Genomic DNA, 22,676 nt, shown 5'->3' on the forward strand with positions numbered 1-22,676 from the left:
CACCTTAGTGATTAGCGACGACCTTCAGCGATTGCAGAAACTGCTTGCATTTCAGCCGCTTCTTGCTCTTGCTGTTCTTGGCGCTCACGCACATCTAAAATGTGACCGTTGATTAAGCCTTCTTCTACTTCACGTAATGCGATAACAGTGTATTTATCATTTTCTTCAGGAACTAAAGGGTCTTTTCCACCCGTTTGTAACTGACGAGCTCTACGTGCCGCAACCAATACGAGGTCAAAGCGGTTACCAATTTTTTCTACTGCGTCTTGAACAGTTACGCGTGCCATAAATGTGCTACTCCAAAGAAATAAAAAATGACCTGATATGATACTGAAACTATTCTCAGTCTGCTAGTAATTTGCTGATTAAAGCATCATGTCGTTGAACTTGACGCCCTAATTTTAAACGCTCAGTACGGATGATAGATTGTAAATCGCTCAGTGCGGTATTGAAATCATCATTAACAATAAGGTAATCATACTCGTTGAAATGTTCAATTTCACCTACTGCTTGTGACATGCGTTTTTCAATAACTTCATCGCTGTCTTGCCCACGACCACGCAGTCTGCGATAAAGTTCATCTTTTGATGGTGGGAGAATGAAAATACTACGTGCCTCAGGCATTTTGGCTCTTATCTGCTGCGCTCCCTGCCAATCGATATCAAGAAAAACATCAACACCACTATTTAATACATCTTCAATGATAGGTTTGGACGTCCCATAATAATTCCCAAAAACGCATGCGTGCTCTAGGAATTCACCTTTGTCGACCATTTGTAAAAAATCAGTTTCAGATACAAAGAAATAGTGCTCGCCATGGACTTCTCCTGGACGTGCAGTTCGAGTTGTATGAGAAACGGAAACCTGTGTGTCATACAATGGTTGTGTTTTTAATAAAGCCTGAATCAGACTTGATTTCCCTGCTCCACTAGGGGCAGAAACAATATATAACGTGCCTTGTATCATGATGATTTCTTGAATAGTCGAGGATTAAACATAAAAGATGGTGATAAACCCGACATAGTATACACGGACTTGCATCAACATGCAGCGATATCAATAAATCATGAATTTTAATTAAATGAATTTGATTAGTAACTAAATTGTGAACGGGCTCGAGAAATTAACTTATTACTCATGAAAGCATCATTAGTTTTGCGAAGCCTTTTGCAAACAACTTCTTTTGAGGATGAAGACTTTGAGAGGTTGTTTGATGCTTAGCAACTGAGGAGAAAATGCTTTAAAAGAGTAACATCTTAATGGATTGGTAATAACAAGGAATAGTTATGATTTATATTTTGTATGGTTATTGGTTCGCGTCAGTTTATAGACTAAGTGGGTTAATTGTTGGGGTAATGGTGTGTATTAATGTTGCTCAAGCAACGCAGCAAATTGCCGTTAATAAACCGTGTGAAAAACAAAATAGTAAAATAATAAGTCAGGAAAGTCATCGGTTAGGAAAACAATTACAACTGTGGAACCAAGCTTACCGTTTGGCGGGTAGCAGTTCCATTAGTGATGAAGCTTATGACCAGCTATTTAATTTATGGCGTTCTTTACAACGATGCCAGCAACTTCCCGAAGAATTGCCAGAAGTACTATTACCTGAAAAATCACAGCTAACTATGCATCCCATTCCTCATACAGGGTTAAAGAAACTCAATGAATTAGAAGTTTATAGCTGGATAGAAACACGTAAAAATATCTGGCTACAACCTAAAGTTGATGGTGTAGCAGTAACGTTGGTTTATAAAAATGGCAAGCTTATTTCCATGATTAGCCGAGGAAATAGTGTTGAAGGAATCGAGTGGCGGGCAAAAGCAGATTTTATTCCTGCGATACCCAAACAAATCAAATATTCAGGCATGTTAGTTCTTCAAGGCGAATTATTTTGGCGTATGAATGGACATATTCAAGCTAAAAGTGGGGGAGTGAACGCTCGTAATAAGATTGCGGGGTGGTTAATGCGAAAAAATGAGCCAACCGCCCTTGAAGAAAATATTGGTATTTTTATTTGGGCATGGCCTGCGGGGGATGCTAATCCAAAAACACAGTTAACATTACTTTCTGAGATAGGTTTTCCGCTTGCTGAACAATATAGCCATAAAATTGAAAATAAGATTCAAGCTAAGCAACTAAGGGAATACTATTATCAAGGGCAATTACCATTTGCTACAGATGGCATAGTGCTTAAAAATTTTCCAGCGCCAGCAGCATCAGCCTGGCAATCAAAACAAAATAGTTGGGCGATTGCATGGAAATATCCATTACGCAGTGTGCTATCAGAGGTAACTAAGCTTCAGTTCAATATAGGAAGGACCGGGAGAATTAGTGTTGTAGCTAGCATAACCCCCATCAATATTGACTCGAAAACTATTTCAAAGGTAAATGCTGGATCATTATCATCATGGGAAAAACGAGATTTACTTGTTGGAGATAAAATACTTGTCTCTCTTTCAGGGCTAGGAAGTCCAAAGATTGAAGACGTTATTTGGCGACGAGAGGAACGCGAATATCCAGAGACATCAACCTTAAAACAGTTTCACTCACTAAGTTGTCTTACTTATACTGAAGTTTGCTCACAGCAGTTTGTCGCAAGATTAACGTGGTTAGGTAAACAACTACGTATGCGAGGAATAAGTGAGGCTACATGGCGCCAGTGGGTAGAAAACCATAACCTAACTCGATTAACAACTTGGTTGTCAGAACAATGGCAAAGCGATTTATCGAAAGGTAAAAAACACCAAATGTTAGTAAAGCAACTGAAAATGGCAAAGGATCAACCTGTTTCGCTTTGGTTAAAAGGTCTCGCAATTCCACTAACTAAATTACAAGTAGGGAAAGTGACTGACATAGGTATGTTGTATGACCCATCATGGGTTAACAGTCTAAATTTGACGAAGCTGCAAAAGAAAAAATTAGCTAATTGGCTAGCGGAACCAGAAATTGAATCTATTTTACGTATATTGTCTGACATGAAAGCGATTCAGCCACCAATAGAAAGCCATCAATAGTAAATCATTAATGGCTGAAACTCTTTTATTGATTAGATTAATCTTGGTTTTCGTAATTAAAAATAGGCAAACCGAGACGATAACGAATGGCTATTAGCCTTGCACTCAAGCCAACAACGAGTGTGATAATAACCACGATATCTTTAGGTAAAGGCGTTTGTAATAGGCCAATATAGATCCAAGCGGCAGCGAAAGAAACGCCAGCATAGACTTCTTTTTGGAAAACTAAAGGGATTGTGTTACACAGCATGTCTCTTAACACACCACCAAAAACGCCAGTAATCACTGCTGCAATAGCTGCAATGATTGGGCTGTAGTGCATATCGAGTGCTATTTGGGCGCCAAGTATAGAAAATACAATTAGTCCGATAGCATCTAATATGAGGAATAATCGGCGTAAATGTTTCATCATAGGGGCTATCCAGATTGTCACAATCGCAGCGCCTGCAACAGTCAGGATATACTCAGGATGTTCCACCCAACCTAGGGGGTAATGGCCAAGTAAGATATCACGGACGGAACCACCACCAATTGCCGTCGCGGACGCAATAATAATGACGCCAAAGACATCCATTTTTCGTCTGCCAGCCGCAAGTGCTCCAGTCATGGCTTCTGCGGTGATACCAATAATATAAAGTACACTTAATAACATGGTAGTTTTGTTCGAGATTAAGGTTATTGCTAAAGGGTAATATTACTTATGAAACTTCTCGACTGAGATTTTCTAGTATTGATTAAACTAGATTAGTTAAAGTAATCCGATAGCGATATTAAATGATGTCAAAGGATAACAGATTGAATAATAAATTGCCCTATAAAGAAACATGTTTAACGCATGATGAACGAAGCCACCAACTAACGAATATTAATATCTGGACTCCAGACAGCCAGTGGTTAGCGTATGATATACGGCCGAGCGGTAGTTCTTTTACAGGTTTATCTATAGAAAAAATTCATGTAAAAACATTACAAGTCGTTGAGGTTTATCGTGCAAGTCATGGGGCTCATGTTGGAGTGGTAACGGTAAGTCCTCAACTGCCAACTCAATATGCTTTTATCCATGGCCCTGAGTACCCTGATGAACAGTGGCAATATGACTTTCACCATCGAAGAGGGGTGTATGTTAAAGAAGATCAATTAAATGTAGCTCACCCAATTGATGCAATGTGTATTACCCCTCCGTATTTAGTGGGAGCGTTGCGTGGGGGGACTCATGTCCATGTTTTTAGTCCAGACGGAAAGTGGTTGAGTTTTACCTATAATGACCATGTAATGCATGAATTAGATGTGCAATTAGACCAACGAAATGTGGCAATTGCAGTACCTATTGGGCCCGTTAATGTGAGTCCTAAAATACATTTTCGAGAATATAGTGGCGATTACTTTTGTTGTGTTGTGACGCGAACAACGCAACAGCCTAAGCCTAGCAGCGATGAGATTAGCCGTGCATATGAAGAGGGTTGGGTAGGTCAAAAAGGTTATCAAAAAGAGAATGGAGAGTGGCAAGAAAGAGCGCTGGTGTTTATTGGTGACACTCATTCTACAAATGGAGAAATTATTCCTGAGATCTATATTGTTGATCTACCTTCACAGCTTGAGGATTACATGATTGCGGGGGAATCTCCTATCCAAGGAACAGAATCAAGCATGCCTTCCCCACCAAAAGGTATACAGCAAAGGCGTTTAACTTATACACACGATAAAAAATTTCCTGGTTTAGCGAAGCAGCCACGACATTGGCTAAGAACTTCGCCAGATGGTAAATCAATCGCTTGTTTGATGAATGATGATGACGGTAATGCTCAATTGTGGTTAGTTGATACGCTGACTGGAGTGCAAAGGCAGATAACTCAGGGTTCTTCACCGGTTCAGTCTGCCTTTAGCTGGGATAGTAAAGGTGAGCACATTTGTTTTATTTGTGACAATAGTGTCGTGTATTGTCACGTCGTGAGCGGAACCATACAAAAATTAACACAGCGTACTGAACTTGCTCCTGTTGCTGATGCCGTTGTATTTTCACCTAATGATGAATTGATTGCGTTTATGCGAGATATTGATGGATTTAGGCAAATTTATACCGTAGAAACGGGTTTAAACAGCAAATAACATAATTATGTTACTACAGTCACGAATAAAAAAAGTATTGATAAGCTTTTTTTTATCTGTGACTGTTTTTATTTTTCTCTGATTAGCATTTAAAAAATTTAATTGTTAATTATTCATGTAATGAGTGCAAAAATACTTATAAATAGAATATTTAAGTTAAGAAGATAGTTATCATAATAAGATAATAACTAAACAGATATTATATAAATGATTGGTCAGATCTTAGATTAAAAAATAATGTATTCATAAATACAGTTAATACACAATGAAATTTTAATTACAAACGTTTGATTGAGCCTGAATTACTTTTTGGTTTTATCTTTATTTTCAAGTTCTTCTATGCGTTTTTTGGGTGAGTCTGCTTTATCATCATTACCCGATTTCGCGTAATCTAAAGGAATTAAAAGAGTATCCATAACAACAGAAAAGGGTAAATCAATAGCAAGTAAAGGTTTAACAACCCAGCCGGTCTCATCATCTTTAATCATTTTAATACTGTTTTTCGAACCAGGGTAATAACCTTCTGATGGGCCTGCATGAGTCATAATACTGGAGCAACCACTCAAAATAAGAGGTGCGATAAGAAAATATAATCGTATTGAAATTAAACTCGGCATAGACATTGTTAACCTGTATTTAGTTTGTCGTTCCCAATATTTACTTATAATAACTAAAAACAAGAAATTCACAATAATGGTGTCGTATTATTATTTTATTTAACCGTATGTATTTTTTTAGTTAATAGTTTACTTGTAGCTATTAACTAAAAATGTTTGTCTTAAGTAGCTATTTCTATGAATGATAAATAACGTTAAGAAATAAAGACATACTATTTTATATTTGTTATCAGGTTGAAAATTCTAAAAAAATAGATCATTTATTCCTTCTGAACTGTGCTCTATGGCACATATTACCCTCATGCTATTTGGCATAATCGATTCAGTAGTATGTTTTATCACCTATTTGGGTGTGTTTAACGGGTAACTTGTCGTCAAAAGGATGCGGTCTATGAGTGAATTAGCTCTTACTGTAAGTTTGTTGGCGTTAGCTGCTGCTTTAGGGCTATGGATTGGAAATTGGAAGATCCGTAGTGTTGGGCTAGGGATTGGTGGTGTTCTATTTGGGGGGATCATTGTTGGACACTTCGCCCAAAGTTATGGCTTGCAACTTAATAAAGACATGCTGCATTTTATTCAAGAATTTGGCTTGATACTGTTTGTATACACAATAGGTATTCAGGTTGGGCCTGGTTTTTTCTCTTCTCTACGCGTTTCTGGGCTGAAACTAAACGGCTTTGCGTTGATGGTCGTTGTCTTAGGCGCGGTGGTAACAGCAATCATATATAAAGTCGCGAATATTCCATTACCGATTATCTTAGGTATTTTCTCAGGGGCGGTAACGAATACGCCATCTTTAGGTGCTGGTCAGCAAATTTTAACTGACTTAGGATCTGACCCTAATCTTGTTGGCCAGATGGGGATGGGTTATGCCATGGCTTACCCTATGGGGATTTGTGGCATCTTATTGGTGATGTGGTTAGTACGCATTATCTTTAGAATTTCAGTAGAGAAAGAAGCTTCTGCATTTAATAGTTCTACTTTTCAACAGCGCGACTCTCTGCAGACTATGAACATTGCCATTCGTAACGCCAATCTTGATGGCTTAATGATGCAAGACATCCCACTGCTTGGTAGTGAAGCTATTGTTTGCTCAAGATTAAAACGTGGGGACATGCTGGTTGTTCCTCAGCCTACCACAGAAATTCATTTAGGTGACTTATTGCACGTTGTTGGTTTAAAAGATGATTTAAATAAAGTTCGTTTAATATTAGGTGAGGAAGTTGACGTATCCTTGTCGACATCAAGCTCTATTTTGCATTCCGTTCGTGTGGTGGTGACGAATGATGCTGTACTAAGTAAAAGGCTGAAAGACTTAAACTTAAAACAAAAATATGATGTTGTTGTGACACGATTAAACCGAACTGGTATTGATTTAGTTGCTAATAACAATTCGGTTTTACAATTTGGTGATATTTTAAATATTGTTGGACGTCCTGAGTCAATCGAAGCCGTCACCGCTTTGTTAGGTAATGCGAAACAGAAACTACAGCAAGTTCAAATGTTACCTGTATTCCTCGGGATAGGGCTTGGAGTTGTGCTGGGGTCAATACCTGTTTTTGTTCCTGGTTTTCCTGCTGCGCTGAAACTGGGATTAGCGGGAGGGCCACTGGTTGTTGCTCTAATTCTCGGTCGTATAGGGACTATAGGGCGTTTATATTGGTTTATGCCTCCGAGTGCAAACTTAGCGCTGAGAGAACTGGGAATCGTCATGTTCCTCGCTGTTGTTGGGCTCAATTCTGGTGGTGGCTTCATTGATACTTTAATTAAAGGTGATGGGCTAACGTGGATTGGTTATGGGCTATTGATTACGTTTGTACCACTATTTATTACAGGTGTTGTAGCTCGAATTTTTGGCAAAATGAACTATTTGAGCCTTTGTGGGGTGCTAGCGGGCTCTATGACAGACCCTCCTGCACTGGCTTTTGCAAATAATATTCATGCGGCCAGCGGTGCTCCGGCATTGTCTTATGCAACGGTTTATCCATTAGCGATGTTTTTAAGAATTATTTCTCCACAATTGCTGGCTATTTTATTTTGGGCGGTTTAGCTAGATGTGATTGTTAAACCGATGAATAGCAGAAATTCTATTGAAATTTCTAAAATTATAGCTTTTTCAATATGATATTTGGATTTTGATGTTTGATGTATAAGGCAGTAATGAAAGGTATCACGATATATAGGGGCAAAAAGTGCTTTTGTTTAAGCAATAACCAAATAGAAAAGATGTTCTAATAGTTTTGAATGATATTCGTATTGAAAAATTAATTTGATTTCAATTACGGAGTTCTCGCTAATTTTTAGCCCCTTCTATATGAAAGGGCTTTTTTTTTACCTAAATATTGCAATAACAGGGCTAAAAGTACCTTGTCGTTTCACAACTAGCAGGTCACTTCTTGATAAGCTTTTTCAAGCTCTTCAGCTAATATCTTGATCCCTTGTTCAATTTTTTCTGGCTCAGGGACATAGTTCATACGCATACATTGATGCGCATGTGGCCAATCCTGTTCAATACCAGGGAAGAAGTAATGGCCGGGAACCATCAATACACCACGTTTTTTTAAGCGTTGGTATAATTCTAAGCAATTAATTGGTAGGTCTTTAAACCATAACCAGAGGAAAATGGCACCTTCTGGCTTATGAATTAAACACTTATCTTCTGGGATATAGCGGCGAATAATTTCGATGGCTTCTTCTACACGCTGCTTATAAAAAGGACCAATTACATTTTTAGATAACGAGATAAGGTCATCTTTTTTAAGCATTTCTAAGGCAAGCGCAGGGCCTATGCCACCAGGAGCAAGGCTGATGATGCCATTCATATTACTAACAGCTTCAATGATTTCTTCGTTAGCGATGATAATGCCGCATCGAGTTCCTGGTAAACCAAGTTTAGATAAACTCATACAAAGAATGACATTTTCGTTCCAAAATGGCGTAGCTTCGCTGAAAATAATGCCAGGGAAAGGAACACCATAAGCATTATCTATTAGTAGTGGAATATTATGTTGTTTAGCTAGTTGGTCTAAATGCTCAACTTCTTCATCAGTAATGACATTACCAGTCGGATTTGTTGGGCGAGACACACAAATCACCCCAATATCATCAGTAACCTCTAATGTGTTGAAGTCGACTCGGTATTTAAATTGACCATTAGGTAAAAATTCTATTTGTGGCTTATTCGCGACGAATAAGCCATCATCAAGACCTGAGTCTGCATAACCGACATATTCAGGGGCAAGAGGAAATAGCACTTTACGGGTGATACCATCTTCAAAGCGACCGGCTAGCAAGTTAAATAGATAGAAAAAAGCACTCTGGCTGCCGTTAGATAGGGCAATATTTTTCGCGCTAATATTCCAACCTAGTTTTGCTTTTAGCGTAGCTGCAAGCGCTTTCAACATGGCATCTTTACCTTGAGGACCATCATAATTACATAAAGTGTCCGTCAATTGGCCATTAGCACACATCTCAGCTAACAGATCTTGGAAATACTTATCCATTTCAGGGATATGAGCAGGATTTCCTCCCCCTAACATAATGGAGCCAGGGGTTCTTATGCCTTCATTCAAGTCTTTCATTAATAATGAAATACCTGAATTTTTAGCAAATTTATTGCCAAATTTAGAAAATATCATCGCATTTATTCACATATATTTATTAGATTGTTAATGGAATTTAAAACATACTCCGCTGCACCTCAGAGTTCAACCACCAATTTCTATCTTTTATTAAGATAAAATATTAAGATGGATATATTTAACAGTCTAAAATGTTGCAATGTTAATGCTTTGGTGGTTTATTTTTCTTTTTACTCGATGAGTTACACCGATAAAAACTAATTTATTTAAATTGGCAACAATTCACTAAATGGTCATTTATCATGCCAGTTGCTTGCATAAAGGCGTAGCAAGTAATTGAGCCGACAAATTTAAACCCACGTTTTTTGAGCGCTTTGGAGAGAAGCTTAGAAAGTTCTGTTTCCGCAGGAACTTGTGATGAGAGCTCCCAACCGTTGATAATGGGTTGGCCATTAACAAATTGCCAAATAAAAGTGGAGAAGTCTTCACCATTTTCTTTCATGGCTAAATAAGCTTTTGCATTTGCAATAATTGCATTAATTTTTAATCGATTACGGATGATCCGAGTATCTTGCATGAGTCGCTCAATATCGTCTTCATTCATTGATGCAATTTTTTCAGGGTCGAAATGATGAAATAGATCACGATATCCTTGGCGTTTTTTTAAAATGGTGTACCAAGAGAGCCCGGCTTGTTGGCCTTCAAGGCAGATCATTTCAAATAACGTTAAGTTATCATAAGTGGGTTTACCCCATTCATGGTCGTGATAAGCGATATATTCAGGATCTTGATTGACCCAATGGCAACGTGTTAGTGCGGTATCCATTTTTCATCCTTTTTACAATGGTAATTGGTTTGCTTCAAAAAACAAACTATTTATACTGTATAAATAACCAGCTTAAAAGGGGTGAAAGTATTTTTTTTTATTTTTAGAATAAATACAGACATATTCAATGCTGTATATCTTGCGGTCAAAGGGTATACTGGCGTACTTTCATTAAATTTTACGTATCGCGTGCGGATCTAACATGCAAAAGTTTGATACCAAAACCTTTCAAGGTCTTATCCTGACATTACAGGACTACTGGGCGCGTCAAGGCTGTACCATTGTTCAACCATTGGACATGGAAGTCGGCGCTGGAACTTCTCACCCAATGACGTGTTTGCGCGCATTAGGCCCTGAGCCTATTGCAGCGGCTTATGTTCAACCATCTCGTCGACCAACTGATGGCCGCTATGGTGAAAACCCAAACCGTCTACAACACTATTACCAGTTTCAGGTGATCATCAAACCATCACCAGACAATATCCAAGAGTTATACCTTGGTTCTTTAAAAGAATTAGGTGTTGACCCAACAGTTCACGACATTCGTTTTGTTGAAGATAACTGGGAAAACCCAACATTAGGTGCCTGGGGATTAGGCTGGGAAGTGTGGCTTAATGGGATGGAAGTCACTCAGTTCACTTACTTCCAGCAGGTCGGTGGTCTTGAGTGTAAACCAGTAACAGGTGAAATTACATACGGTTTAGAGCGCTTAGCGATGTATATCCAAGGCGTGGACAGCGTGTATGACCTTGTTTGGTGTGATGGCCCATTGGGTAAAACCACTTATGGTGATATCTATCATCAAAACGAAGTTGAGCAATCAACCTATAACTTTGAATACGCAAATGTTGATTTTCTTTTCAAATGCTTTGAAGAGTACGAAAAAGAAGCTCAACACTTGCTGGCTTTGGAAACGCCACTTCCACTACCTGCATACGAACGTATCTTGAAAGCGGCTCATACTTTCAACTTACTCGATGCACGTAAAGCCATTTCTGTTACTGAACGCCAGCGCTATATCTTACGTATTCGTACCCTAACCAAAGGGGTTGCAGAAGCGTATTATGCTTCTCGTGAAGCGCTTGGATTCCCTATGTGTCATAAGAACTAAGAGGCTGTCATGACTCAACAGACTTTCCTTGTGGAAATCGGCACCGAAGAGTTACCGCCGAAGGCTCTTCGTTCATTAGCTGAATCATTTGCTGCAAATTTTACGGCTGAACTTGATGGGGCAGATATTGCTCATGGTGCAGTAACGTGGTTTGCTGCTCCTCGCCGGTTAGCACTTAAAGTCGCTGATTTAGCGGCTTCACAGCCAGACCGTGAAATTGAAAAACGCGGCCCTGCTATCTCTCAAGCATTCGGTCCAGATGGCCAACCAACTAAAGCCGCTGAAGGCTGGGCTCGCGGGTGTGGTATTACCGTTGATCAGGCTGAGCGTTTGACCACGGATAAAGGCGAGTGGCTACTCTATCGTGCCCAAATGAAAGGGCAGGCAGTCAGTGAATTACTGGCTGATATGGTTAGCCGTGCATTGGCCAAATTACCTATACCTAAATTAATGCGTTGGGCAGATAAGGACACACAATTTGTTCGCCCTGTGCACACGGTAACATTGTTACTGGGTAGTGATGTTATTGATGGCGAAATTTTAGGTATTAAGAGCGGGCGCACAATTCGTGGTCACCGTTTCATGGGTGAATCTGAATTTACTATTGATAATGCGGAACAATATCCAGCCATTTTACGTGAACGCGGTAAAGTCATGGCAGATTACGCAGAACGTAAAGCGGTTATTAAAGCCGATGCGGAAAAAGCGGCTCAGGCTCTTGGTGGCCAAGCTGACTTAACAGATAGTTTGCTTGAAGAAGTGACTTCATTGGTTGAATGGCCGGTCGTTTTAACAGCTAAATTTGAAGAGAAATTCTTAGATGTTCCTTCAGAAGCGCTAGTTTATACCATGAAAGGGGACCAAAAATATTTCCCAGTTTATGATAAGACGGGCAAGTTAATGCCTAATTTTATCTTTGTGGCAAATATTGAGTCTTCTGACCCTCAGCAAATTATTTCAGGTAACGAAAAAGTTGTACGTCCGCGTTTAGCCGATGCCGAATTTTTCTTTAAAACTGACCGTAAACAACGTTTGGAAGATAACTTACCACGCTTAGAAACTGTATTGTTCCAAAAACAATTAGGTACACTGCGTGATAAAACTGACCGTTTAGAAGCATTAGCTGGCTGGATTGCAAACAAAATTGGTGCAGATGTAAACCATGCGACACGAGCTGGTTTATTAGCAAAATGTGACTTAATGACTAATATGGTGTTTGAATTCACAGACACTCAAGGCGTTATGGGAATGCATTATGCACGCCATGATGGTGAGTCAGAAGACGTTGCATTAGCTTTAAAAGAGCAGTACCAACCGCGTTTTTCTGGAGATGCACTTCCATCGACTGATGTTTCAGCCGCATTAGCATTGGCTGAAAAAATGGATACGCTTGCTGGTATTTTTGGTATTGGCCAACATCCTAAAGGCGATAAAGACCCATTCGCTTTGCGCCGTGCTGCATTAGGTGTCTTACGCATCATCGTAGAAAAAGGCTACCAGCTTGATCTTGTTGAAATGACAGAAGAAGCAGCTCGTTTATACGGTGATAAATTAACCAATAAAAATGTGGTTAATGACGTTGTCGAGTTCATGCTTGGTCGTTTCCGTTCTTGGTATCAAGAATTAGGCTATAGTATTGATACCATCCAAGCGGTATTAGCTCGTCATCCAACACAACCTGCTGACTTTGATGCACGAGTGAAAGCTGTTACTCACTTCCGTTCATTAGAAGAGGCGCAGGCACTTGCAGCGGCAAATAAACGTGTTTCCAATATTCTGAGCAAATCAGAAGAAAAATTGGCTGATAACGTTTTAGCTTCTGTTCTAAAAACACCTGAAGAAGTCAAACTTGCGACCCATGTTGTGGTATTGCAAGATAAACTTGCGCCAATGTTTGCAGAAAGGAATTATCAAGAGGCTTTAGTTGAATTAGCTTCTTTACGCGATATCGTAGATGAATTCTTTGCAAATGTTATGGTAATGGATGAAGACCAAGCGGTTCGTATTAATCGTTTGACGCTATTAAGCCAATTACGTGAGTTGTTCTTAAAAGTAGCGGATATTTCTTTGCTTCAATAGCCTTAAAAATAGGTTATTAGCTTGTAGTTAACGTTATTTTTATAAACGCTAACCTGTTTGATAAATAAGCACTAAAATATTCTAGTGCTTATTTTTTACTTAAAATAAGGTAATTTGCATATAAGCCTTACTGTTTTGGTGGTTTTATCAGCAAACGAACAGAATTGGCGAAAAATGGGTTGACGATCTCCGTTCTTGGCAGTATTATTCACACCGTTTTCGGCGAGTAGCGCAGCTTGGTAGCGCAACTGGTTTGGGACCAGTGGGTCGGAGGTTCGAATCCTCTCTCGCCGACCAAATTTTAGAACCCACCTCATTGAGGTGGGTTTTTTCGTTTATATCCCTTCCTATTTTTCACCCCAACTATTTCAGACTAACTTGGCTTGCACTCAATAACCTATCTCTGTTGATATATAAGCTGATTCACTCATGTTGTTTTAGGTAAAAACGCTTTTTCATTACAAGGACTCGTTAATGAAAGTTAATAACGTTTTATCGATACCTCTTTGTTTCTTCTTATTAAGTCTTTATACCGTTATTGGCTTTAAAGCTTATAGCGCGCCTATAGCGCCTCCAAATGGTATTGTTGAGATGCCATCTACTTGTATTATGATAAACCAAGTACATTTCATTGGGCTTGAGCAGATTAAGGAAATAGCTGTTAGCCAAGTCAATAAATGGCGGCAAAAGATAGAGGGCCAATGTATTGATGAACAAGGCTTACTCAACTATGCAGATGATATTACGGCGAAGTTAATTCATGCAGGCTATCTGACCTCTTACTTGTATTACCCTGAGCAAACTTTTCTGTTTGGTATTTTGCAAGCAAAAATAATAGCAGGAACGGTTTCTTCTGTGGTTTATCAAAATGAGCAGTCAGAAGATAAATTACTACCACACATATTTCCTTTCCAGTTAGGTGATACGCTTAATTTACGGCAAATTGAACAAGGCTTGTACAATTTGCAAAATACATCTTTACTTCCTTTCCATATCAAACTAATTCCTGATGATACCTATGGGAATGCTACTCAAATTGTCGTGGTAGGCCAGCACCGACGCGAATTCCAAGGTGCGCTTTCTTTTGAATCACACTCAATTTCTCGGCAAGTCGGTAGCACTGTTGGCCATACTTTTATGGTCGCCAATCCTTTTTTACGAAGTGATTTTTTATATTCAGAAATCAGCCGTCAATTTAGCAACACAGAAGAAACTGAAATTAAATCAGCAATATTGTTTTACTCTCTCCCTTATCAATATTGGTTGTTTTCAATATTTAGTGGGTATCAGGAAAATAAAACAGTTATTACCAGTAATGATGCCGCTTTACCACTACAGCAACATAATGGCTTCTTATTACTACAAGCCGAATATTTATTAAAACGAACAGAAAAAACGGTAACTTCATTAAGTCTAGGGTCTGAAAGCCAAAAAAGTGACACGTTTTTGGCTGACCTACACTTACGAACACAACAACGCTTGGCTCATTACATCATTGGTGGGTTAACTCATCAGGTCAATTTTTTACGGGGAAGTGCTTTAGTTACATTAACGTATAAACAAGGAACTAACTGGTTTGGTACCAATGTACAGCAAATTACGGGTTTAAATAAGCCACAGGTTTTACAGATTTCGGCTTCAGCAATGAAGGAAGCCTCCCCTTTTCAATATCAAAGCCAATTTGATATGCAATTAAGTCGTGACAAGCTAGATGTTTTATTAGACCAAGGATCACTTACTGGATTTGGAGGTGTTAGTGGTTTTATCGGTGGAGCTGAGCACCTTGAAATGGGGGATAATAGCTTAAAGCTACAAAACGAGGTGGTCTGGCAGAGCCCATGGCCGCAAATGGCTTTATATACCTCGTTAGGTTTAGGAACAACATCAAATGATAGAGCCACATTTTGGAAAGAAAACCTATTGCTGGGAGGGAGAGTCGGAGCTAAAGGCCAAATTGGGAGTTTGTCATATCATTTATTTGTAGAAGCGCCAGTTTGGCAAACTGACCGACTACTGGCAAATTCAATGAGTTCGAGCCTTCAAATGAAATTTCATTATTAATTAAATCATAGGGTTAAAGCTGGTGATTGTATCTATTTAAAATGACCTAGGTAATATTAGGCAATTGTAGTTTTTATCATCAGTATTAAAGCATATTCTGTACTTTGGAAAATAAGAATACAAACTACAGCCAGTATTATTTTATTCTTTAAGTTATCAATTGGTTAAAATTATGTTTAGTGAAAGCAGTTGAATGTTTTTTATTTGCATAAAAAACAAACTAAATAATTACATACTAAAATAATTTCCACATCGATTCTCTCTAGTGTTTTATTTCGTATCATGCCAACAAAAGCACTATATTCGTTCAGTAATTCAGCACTTAATCACAAATATAAAAATAAATAACCTCGATATAAAACCCTATTCACTACTAATTATATGGTTATAACACCTGCATCTTGCACTTCATTATGAAATTTTAAGCTAAATTGCAATGCTAATTGTTTCTAATATGTTACATGAATTGTGGGCGGAGCGTAAATGTGGCTATTGACGAAGTGAGTGACAGTTGATTAATTGCACAATGAATAACAAAAAATACAGATACTACATCTGTCGCTTTTATGACGGATCTAGACATCAAGCAAAACAACATGAACACCATAGGAGCATACAGATGCGCTCTATTAAAAAGACAGGTCTACTGACTGTAGGACTTACATTGGCAGCATTAGCAGTATCAGCAACAGTACAGGCAAAAACGTTAGTTTACTGTTCTGAAGGTTCTCCAGAAGGCTTTAACCCACAGTTGTTCACATCAGGAACAACCTATGATGCAAGCTCTATCCCGCTGTATAACCGTTTAGTTGAATTCAAATTAGGAACAACGGAAATTGAACCGGGTTTAGCGGAAAGCTGGGAAGTGAGTGATGATGGTAAAGAGTACACTTTCCATCTACGTAAGGGTGTCAAATGGCACTCTAACAAAGAATTTAAACCGACCCGTGATCTTAACGCAGATGATGTGATTTATACATTTATGCGCCAAAAAGATGCAAATCACCCATATCATAAAGTTTCAGGCGGTAGCTACGAATACTTTATGGGAATGGATATGGATAAAATTATCGATAAAGTTGAAAAAGTCGATGATAACACAGTAAAAATCACATTAACTCGCCCAGAATCACCATTCTTAGCTGATATGGCAATGGACTTTGCATCGATTCTTTCTGCTGAATATGCAGACCAGATGTTGAAAGCGGGTACGCCAGAGAAAGTGGACTTAAACCCAATTGGAACGGGCCCATTTGTTCTGCAACAATACCAAAAAGACTCTCGTATTCTTTATAAAGCCAATGACCAATATTGGGGTACAAAACCTAAACTTGACCGTTTAGTCTTCTCTATCACACCAGATGCTTCCGTTCGTTATGCAAAACTGCAAAAAAATGAATGCCAAGTCATGCCATATCCAAATCCGGCTGATTTAGAGCGCATGAAGCAAGATAAAGACATTACATTAATGGAGCAACCAGGCCTAAACGTCGGCTATCTCTCTTATAATGTTGAGAAAAAACCATTAGATAATCAAAAGGTTCGCCAAGCACTGTCTATGGCGGTGAACAAAGATGCAATTATCGAAGCGGTTTATCAAGGTGCAGGCCAAAAAGCGAAAAACCTTATCCCACCGACAATGTGGGGCTATAACGATGCGGTAAACGATTACGAATATAATCCTGAAAAAGCCAAAGCCTTATTAGCAGAAGCGGGTTTCCCGAATGGTTTTGAAATTGACCTGTGGGCTATGCCTGTTCAACGACCATATAACCCAAATGCACGCCGTATGGCGGAAATGATCCAAGCAGACTGGGCAAAAGTTGGCGTTAAATCAAAAGTTGTTAGCTACGAATGGGGAGAGTACCTCAAACGTGCGAAAGATGGTGAGCCACAAACAGTAATGATGGGTTGGACGGGTGACAATGGGGACCCTGATAACTTCTTTGCAACCTTGTTTAGCTGTGCAGCAAAAGAGCAAGGTTCTAATTACTCAAAATGGTGTAATGAAAGCTTTGAGAACTTGATCCAACCAGCGCGCCAAACAGCAGATCACGACAAGCGAGTCGAACTGTACAAACAAGCGCAAGTTGTGATGAATGAGCAGGCGCCAGCCCTGATTATCGCGCACTCTACAGTGTTTGAACCCGTACGTAAAGAAGTCAAAGGCTATGTGGTTGACCCATTAGGCAAGCACCACTTCGAAAACGTCGATATTGAGAAGTAATCGTATCTAATCTGTCTATGCCCTTCGTTGCTGGTTTAGAGCGGAGGGCGTTTTCTTCTCTAGAAGAAGCAGAGAAGTTAAGTTGTTTGTGAGCACCCGGAAAAGCAATTTTCTGAGTAGCCAAACGGACTAAGAGCCGTCAACGGCATTATTAAAGAGATTCAGGATATGTTGCAATTTATCCTCCGACGATTGGGGCTTGTGATCCCCACGTTTATCGGTATTACATTATTGACTTTTGCCTTTGTCCACATGATCCCAGGCGACCCGGTGATGATCATGGCCGGTGAAAGGGGACTATCCCCTGAAAGGCATGCTTATTTAATGGCAGAGTTAGGGCTTGATCAGCCACTTTGGAAACAATATCTTCATTATATCAATGGGATATTTCATGGTGATTTAGGGATTTCCTTAAAAAGTCGCATTGGTGTATGGGAAGAGTTTTTGCCCCGTTTTTTAGCGACAGTGGAATTGGCAACTTGTGCCATGATTTTTGCAATTTCTGTAGGGATCCCAGTTGGGGTTTTAGCCGCAGTAAAACGTGGTTCAATCTTTGACCATACTGCGATTGGCCTTTCTTTAACAGGCTACTCAATGCCTATCTTCTGGTGGGGGATCATGCTCATCATGTTAGTGTCGGTGCAATTAGACCTCACCCCTGTTGCAGGACGAGTGAGTGACACTGTTTTTCTTGATGATTCCCAGCCTCTGACCGGTTTTATGCTAATTGATACCCTAATTTGGGGTGAAGATGGCGATTTTATTGATGCGGTAGAGCACTTGATATTGCCTTCCATTGTTTTGGGTACGATCCCATTAGCCGTTATTGTGCGTATGACTCGCTCGTCAATGTTGGAAGTATTGGGAGAGGATTATATTCGTACTGCACGTGCTAAAGGTCTTGGCCGCGCTCGCGTAATTTTAATTCACGCACTACGTAATGCATTATTACCCGTTGTTACGGTAATTGGCTTGCAGGTTGGGGTGATGTTAGCAGGGGCTATCTTGACAGAAACTATTTTCTCATGGCCTGGGTTAGGGCGCTGGTTAATCGAAGGGCTACAGCGTCGTGATTACCCTGTGGTACAAGGGGGAGTTCTGCTGGTTGCTACACTGATTATCTTCGTAAACTTAGTGGTCGACGTGCTGTATGGCATTGTAAACCCACGTATTCGTCATAAGAAATAAGGAGCGCTAAATGTCTCAATCTACTGAGCCAACCGTTGTCAGCGCCCCACAGCCGATGACACCATTACAAGAATTTTGGCATTATTTTAAACGTAATAAAGGGGCAGTTGTCGGGATGTTCTACATTATCCTGATGGTACTGATTGCGATTTTTGCAGGTATATTAGCTCCACATGCTCCAGATGAACAATTTCGTGATTTCTTACTTGCTCCGCCAGTTTGGGAAGATGGGGGAAGTTGGCATTTTATTTTAGGCACTGATGATGTTGGGCGTGATTTACTCTCTCGTTTAATGTATGGCGCCCGACTGTCACTGCTAGTTGGTTGTTTAGTGGTTGTGCTGTCGTTAATCATGGGGGTCACTATTGGTGTGATCGCTGGCTATTTTGGTGGTGTCGTTGACGCATTAATTATGCGAGTTGTCGATATCATGTTGGCATTGCCAAGTTTGTTATTAGCTTTGGTACTGGTCGCCATTTTTGGACCTTCGATTGTTAATGCCTCGATTGCTTTGACGTTTGTTGCATTACCTCACTATATTCGATTAACACGAGCGGCTGTTTTAGTGGAAGTCAACCGTGACTATGTGACGGCTTCTCGTGTTGCGGGTGCAGGGGCTGTACGCCAAATGTTCGTGAATATTTTACCTAACTGTTTGGCACCATTGATTGTACAAGCCTCTTTAGGTTTTTCGAATGCCATTTTAGATATGGCTGCTTTGGGTTTCCTCGGAATGGGCGCGCAGCCACCAACTCCTGAGTGGGGAACGATGCTGTCTGATGTGCTGCAATTTGCACAAAGCGCATGGTGGGTTGTGACTTTCCCTGGACTGGCAATTTTATTGACGGTGCTTGCGTTTAACCTAATGGGTGATGGGTTACGTGATGCATTTGATCCAAAACTCAAGCAGTGATGAGGTAACCAAATGGCATTGTTAAATGTAGAACAACTTTCGGTTCATTTCGGAGACGAAAAGGCACCGTTTCGCGCCGTTGACCGCATCAGCTATAGCGTTGATAAAGGCCAAGTCGTTGGTATTGTAGGGGAATCTGGTTCAGGTAAATCAGTGAGTTCACTGGCTATTATGGGGTTAATTGATTACCCGGGAAAAGTGATGGCGAATTCATTGCAATTTGATGGACGAGATTTACTGTCAATCCCTGAAAAAGAGCGCCGGCAAATCGTTGGTGCCGATGTGGCGATGATTTTCCAAGACCCGATGACCAGTTTAAACCCATGTTTTACGGTGGGTTATCAGATTATGGAAGCATTGAAAGTCCACCAAGGCGGCAGCAAAAGTACGCGTAAGCAACGGGCAATTGACCTGTTAGACATGGTGGGTATCCCTGACCCACAATCACGTTTAGATGTGTATCCTCACCAATTGTCAGGAGGAATGAGCCAGCGTGTGATGATTGCTATGGCAATAGCATGCCGGCCTAAATTATTGATTGCGGATGAGCCGACAACGGCATTAGATGTCACTATTCAAGCCCAAATTATTGAATTATTGTTGGAATTGCAGCAGCAAGAAAATATGGCATTAGTGCTTATCACGCATGACCTCGCTTTAGTGGCAGAAGCTGCGCATCATATTATTGTGATGTATGCGGGGCAGGTGGTGGAGTCCGCCAAAGCAAGTGATATTTTTAAACATCCTCGCCATCCTTATACACAAGCGCTATTACGTGCCTTGCCGGAATTTGCGACGAATAAATCCCGTTTAGCCTCACTTCCTGGTGTGGTCCCCGGAAAATACGATAGGCCTGTAGGGTGTTTATTGAACCCACGTTGTCCGTATGCAACGGAGAAATGCCGTCAAGAAGAGCCAATGTTACAAACCGTTGGTGATCGCCAAGTCAAATGCCATATGCCGCTGGATGATATGGGGAGGCCAACATTATGAGTGATAAACAACACACTCCATTGCTCAAAGCGGTGGATTTGAAAAAATATTATTCCGTCAAAAGAGGGGTTTTTGCTGCTGAAAAAACCTTAAAAGCATTGGATGGAGTCTCTTTTGAGCTAGAACGAGGTAAAACACTGGCCGTGGTTGGGGAGTCGGGGTGTGGTAAATCGACATTAGGTCGTTTATTAACCATGATTGAGCAACCTTCTGAGGGCGAGTTGTATTACCAAGACCAAAACTTGTTAGTAAAAGATAAGTCTGCAGAGAAACTGCGTCGCCAAAAAATCCAAATTGTGTTTCAAAACCCTTATGGCTCTTTGAATCCACGTAAAAAGGTGGGGCAAATTTTGGAAGAGCCGTTATTGATTAATACTTCACTGTCGAAAGAGCAGCGCAAGGAAAAAGTATTATCGATGATGGCTAAAGTGGGTTTAAAAACAGAGCACTATAGCCGATATCCTCACATGTTTTCTGGTGGTCAACGCCAGCGTATCGCGATAGCACGTGGTTTAATGCTTGACCCTGACATTGTGGTTGCAGATGAACCCGTTTCCGCACTGGATGTTTCTGTTCGTGCTCAAGTATTAAATCTGATGATGGATTTACAGCAAGATTTAGGTTTGTCTTATGTCTTTATTTCACATGATTTATCGGTGGTAGAGCATATTGCTGATGAAGTCATGGTGATGTATTTAGGCCGCTGTGTGGAGAAAGGAACAAAAGAGCAGATTTTTAATAACCCTCTTCACCCTTATACTCAAGCGTTATTATCAGCGACACCAAGGTTGAACCCAGACGCTCGGCGCGAACGTATTAAGTTAACGGGAGAGTTACCAAGCCCTTTAAACCCACCACCGGGGTGCGCATTTGCAGCGCGTTGCCGTAGAGCATTTGGTCAGTGTACTCAATTTCAACCAACATTGAAGGAATATAACCAACAGTTAGTTGCGTGTTTTGCGGTTGATGAAGATGAAAAACAAACGGTTGTCGTGAGTTAAGGAGTGAAACGGTGGAAAGGCTAACTTTCTGCCGTCTTTTATTCTAGTGCCACTTTAAGCCGCTTTAACATGCTGTTTGTCCTAAATACCCAATCTTTCTTTTTAAGCTACTCTTTTACGGATAAAATCAAGTATACTGACTGATGTTTCCGTTTTCTTTAAAAAGCTGCTTGATTAGAAAGGTTGTGGCCAAATGAATACCCGAGTCCAACGCTCACTAACATTAAAAAGTATGGTCGTATTCTTTATGATTACGCTACTATCACTTGCGCTTTTTTTAGCTATTCAATTCAGTTACTTAGTTGAACAACGTAAGCAAGATTATTTAGACCAGCTCAGTAACGCTGTAGTGCAAATTCAAAAACCATTAACAGATTCCCTCCTAAGCTCCGACCTTAATGAAGTTAAACGGCTGCTGATAAGCTTAAAGACATCAGGCATTATGGGAAACGCGATTATTACTGTTGATGGCACAACGGTAATGAACCTAAGCTTTGCAACGCCGAAGCCGATACCCAATTGGGTTACCCATTTTGTGGGGATCCCTGTCGAAATGACCGTACCATTGTATGCGTATGGAAATGTTGTGTTGCAAGCGAAGCCCCAAGGGTATTTAACATTACAAGTGGATCCTAACCGTGTTTATCGGTTTGCGCTAAATACCCTTGCTTTGATGACAACAACTTATTTATTGTTGGTACTCATTATTGCTATTGGAATGACGTGGTGTGTCAGTCGTATGATAATAAGGCCGCTACGTAAAATCGCAATTGAATTACAGACAAATTCTGAAGTTAATCAAATTGTTGTGCCTGAATATCATCGTGACGATGAGCTCGGTTTACTTGCAAAAGGGTATAACCGTCAAAGAAAACAGCAAAAATCAGATTAAGTCATGAACATGAACTCAGCTTTATGGTCTAATATCGTTATAGTGGTAACAATGAAAAATGGAATAA

General features: G+C 40.0%; 18 protein-coding genes and 1 tRNA gene. 13 read left to right on the plus strand and 6 right to left on the minus strand.

Annotated elements, in window-relative coordinates:
- Positions 1-11 precede the first annotated feature (11 nt).
- Both rpoZ and gmk read right to left on the minus strand, forming a co-directional pair.
- A complete protein-coding gene (rpoZ, locus tag PZ638_RS01260; RefSeq protein ID WP_004262665.1) occupies positions 12-287 on the minus strand; it encodes a DNA-directed RNA polymerase subunit omega in 276 nt (91 codons plus the stop codon).
- Positions 288-342: 55 nt separating this feature from the next.
- Positions 343-966, minus strand: coding sequence for a guanylate kinase (gene gmk, locus PZ638_RS01265; protein WP_004262662.1), 624 nt, complete (start codon positions 964-966; stop codon positions 343-345).
- A gap of 320 nt (positions 967-1,286) precedes the next feature.
- On the opposite strand from gmk, the gene ligB reads away from it, so the two are divergent.
- Entirely contained in the window at positions 1,287-3,014 is a 1,728-nt protein-coding gene (ligB, locus tag PZ638_RS01270; protein WP_094960802.1) for an NAD-dependent DNA ligase LigB, read from the plus strand.
- Positions 3,015-3,051: 37 nt separating this feature from the next.
- Here ligB and PZ638_RS01275 read toward each other — a convergent pair whose 3' ends face one another.
- Positions 3,052-3,666 carry a trimeric intracellular cation channel family protein gene (locus PZ638_RS01275; RefSeq protein WP_004262660.1) on the minus strand — a complete coding sequence of 205 codons (615 nt, stop codon included), beginning with the start codon at positions 3,664-3,666 and terminating at the stop codon, positions 3,052-3,054.
- 122 nt (positions 3,667-3,788) lie between these two features.
- Here PZ638_RS01275 and PZ638_RS01280 point away from each other — a divergent pair, with 122 nt between their 5' ends.
- On the plus strand, positions 3,789-5,120 hold the full coding sequence (locus tag PZ638_RS01280; protein WP_176489279.1) for a YidR family protein: 1,332 nt from the start codon (positions 3,789-3,791) through the stop codon (positions 5,118-5,120).
- A 302-nt stretch (positions 5,121-5,422) separates the two neighbouring features.
- On the opposite strand, the gene PZ638_RS01285 is transcribed toward PZ638_RS01280, so the two are convergent.
- Positions 5,423-5,743: a YceK/YidQ family lipoprotein gene (locus PZ638_RS01285; RefSeq protein ID WP_232058937.1), complete on the minus strand. Its 321-nt coding sequence runs from the start codon at positions 5,741-5,743 to the stop codon at positions 5,423-5,425.
- A 385-nt stretch (positions 5,744-6,128) separates the two neighbouring features.
- Here PZ638_RS01285 and PZ638_RS01290 point away from each other — a divergent pair, with 385 nt between their 5' ends.
- Positions 6,129-7,787 carry a putative transporter gene (locus PZ638_RS01290; RefSeq protein ID WP_004262657.1) on the plus strand — a complete coding sequence of 553 codons (1,659 nt, stop codon included), beginning with the start codon at positions 6,129-6,131 and terminating at the stop codon, positions 7,785-7,787.
- 331 nt (positions 7,788-8,118) lie between these two features.
- Here the strand turns inward: PZ638_RS01290 and PZ638_RS01295 are convergent, their stop codons facing one another.
- Both PZ638_RS01295 and PZ638_RS01300 read right to left on the minus strand, forming a co-directional pair.
- Positions 8,119-9,375: a valine--pyruvate transaminase gene (locus tag PZ638_RS01295; RefSeq protein ID WP_094960801.1), complete on the minus strand. Its 1,257-nt coding sequence runs from the start codon at positions 9,373-9,375 to the stop codon at positions 8,119-8,121.
- 205 nt (positions 9,376-9,580) lie between these two features.
- Positions 9,581-10,144, minus strand: coding sequence for a DNA-3-methyladenine glycosylase I (locus tag PZ638_RS01300; RefSeq protein WP_004262650.1), 564 nt, complete (start codon positions 10,142-10,144; stop codon positions 9,581-9,583).
- A gap of 202 nt (positions 10,145-10,346) precedes the next feature.
- On the opposite strand from PZ638_RS01300, the gene glyQ reads away from it, so the two are divergent.
- From glyQ to PZ638_RS01350, 10 genes are all read left to right on the plus strand, one after another.
- Complete coding sequence (gene glyQ, locus PZ638_RS01305) at positions 10,347-11,255, plus strand: glycine--tRNA ligase subunit alpha (RefSeq protein WP_004262647.1); 909 nt, start codon at positions 10,347-10,349, stop codon at positions 11,253-11,255.
- Between the two features lie 9 nt (positions 11,256-11,264).
- Positions 11,265-13,334: a glycine--tRNA ligase subunit beta gene (gene glyS, locus PZ638_RS01310; protein ID WP_004262644.1), complete on the plus strand. Its 2,070-nt coding sequence runs from the start codon at positions 11,265-11,267 to the stop codon at positions 13,332-13,334.
- Between the two features lie 220 nt (positions 13,335-13,554).
- Positions 13,555-13,631 (plus strand) — tRNA-Pro (locus tag PZ638_RS01315).
- 177 nt (positions 13,632-13,808) lie between these two features.
- The gene (locus PZ638_RS01320; protein WP_206277830.1) at positions 13,809-15,395 is read left to right on the plus strand and encodes a ShlB/FhaC/HecB family hemolysin secretion/activation protein; all 1,587 of its coding nucleotides are present in this window, start codon (positions 13,809-13,811) and stop codon (positions 15,393-15,395) included.
- A 619-nt stretch (positions 15,396-16,014) separates the two neighbouring features.
- A complete protein-coding gene (gene dppA, locus PZ638_RS01325) occupies positions 16,015-17,622 on the plus strand; it encodes a dipeptide ABC transporter periplasmic-binding protein DppA (protein WP_004262639.1) in 1,608 nt (535 codons plus the stop codon).
- Between the two features lie 168 nt (positions 17,623-17,790).
- Complete coding sequence (dppB, locus tag PZ638_RS01330) at positions 17,791-18,810, plus strand: dipeptide ABC transporter permease DppB (RefSeq protein WP_004262635.1); 1,020 nt, start codon at positions 17,791-17,793, stop codon at positions 18,808-18,810.
- 10 nt (positions 18,811-18,820) lie between these two features.
- Entirely contained in the window at positions 18,821-19,723 is a 903-nt protein-coding gene (dppC, locus tag PZ638_RS01335; protein WP_144138760.1) for a dipeptide ABC transporter permease DppC, read from the plus strand.
- Positions 19,724-19,735: 12 nt separating this feature from the next.
- On the plus strand, positions 19,736-20,716 hold the full coding sequence (gene dppD / locus PZ638_RS01340) for a dipeptide ABC transporter ATP-binding protein (protein WP_094960799.1): 981 nt from the start codon (positions 19,736-19,738) through the stop codon (positions 20,714-20,716).
- Complete coding sequence (dppF, locus tag PZ638_RS01345; protein ID WP_004262626.1) at positions 20,713-21,717, plus strand: dipeptide ABC transporter ATP-binding subunit DppF; 1,005 nt, start codon at positions 20,713-20,715, stop codon at positions 21,715-21,717. Before dppD ends, dppF begins: the two co-directional genes overlap by 4 nt.
- 193 nt (positions 21,718-21,910) lie before the next feature.
- Entirely contained in the window at positions 21,911-22,609 is a 699-nt protein-coding gene (locus tag PZ638_RS01350; RefSeq protein WP_206277458.1) for a HAMP domain-containing protein, read from the plus strand.
- Positions 22,610-22,676 lie beyond the last annotated feature (67 nt).

Source organism: Providencia hangzhouensis, from assembly GCF_029193595.2.
In the GTDB taxonomy this organism is placed as follows: domain Bacteria; phylum Pseudomonadota; class Gammaproteobacteria; order Enterobacterales; family Enterobacteriaceae; genus Providencia; species Providencia hangzhouensis.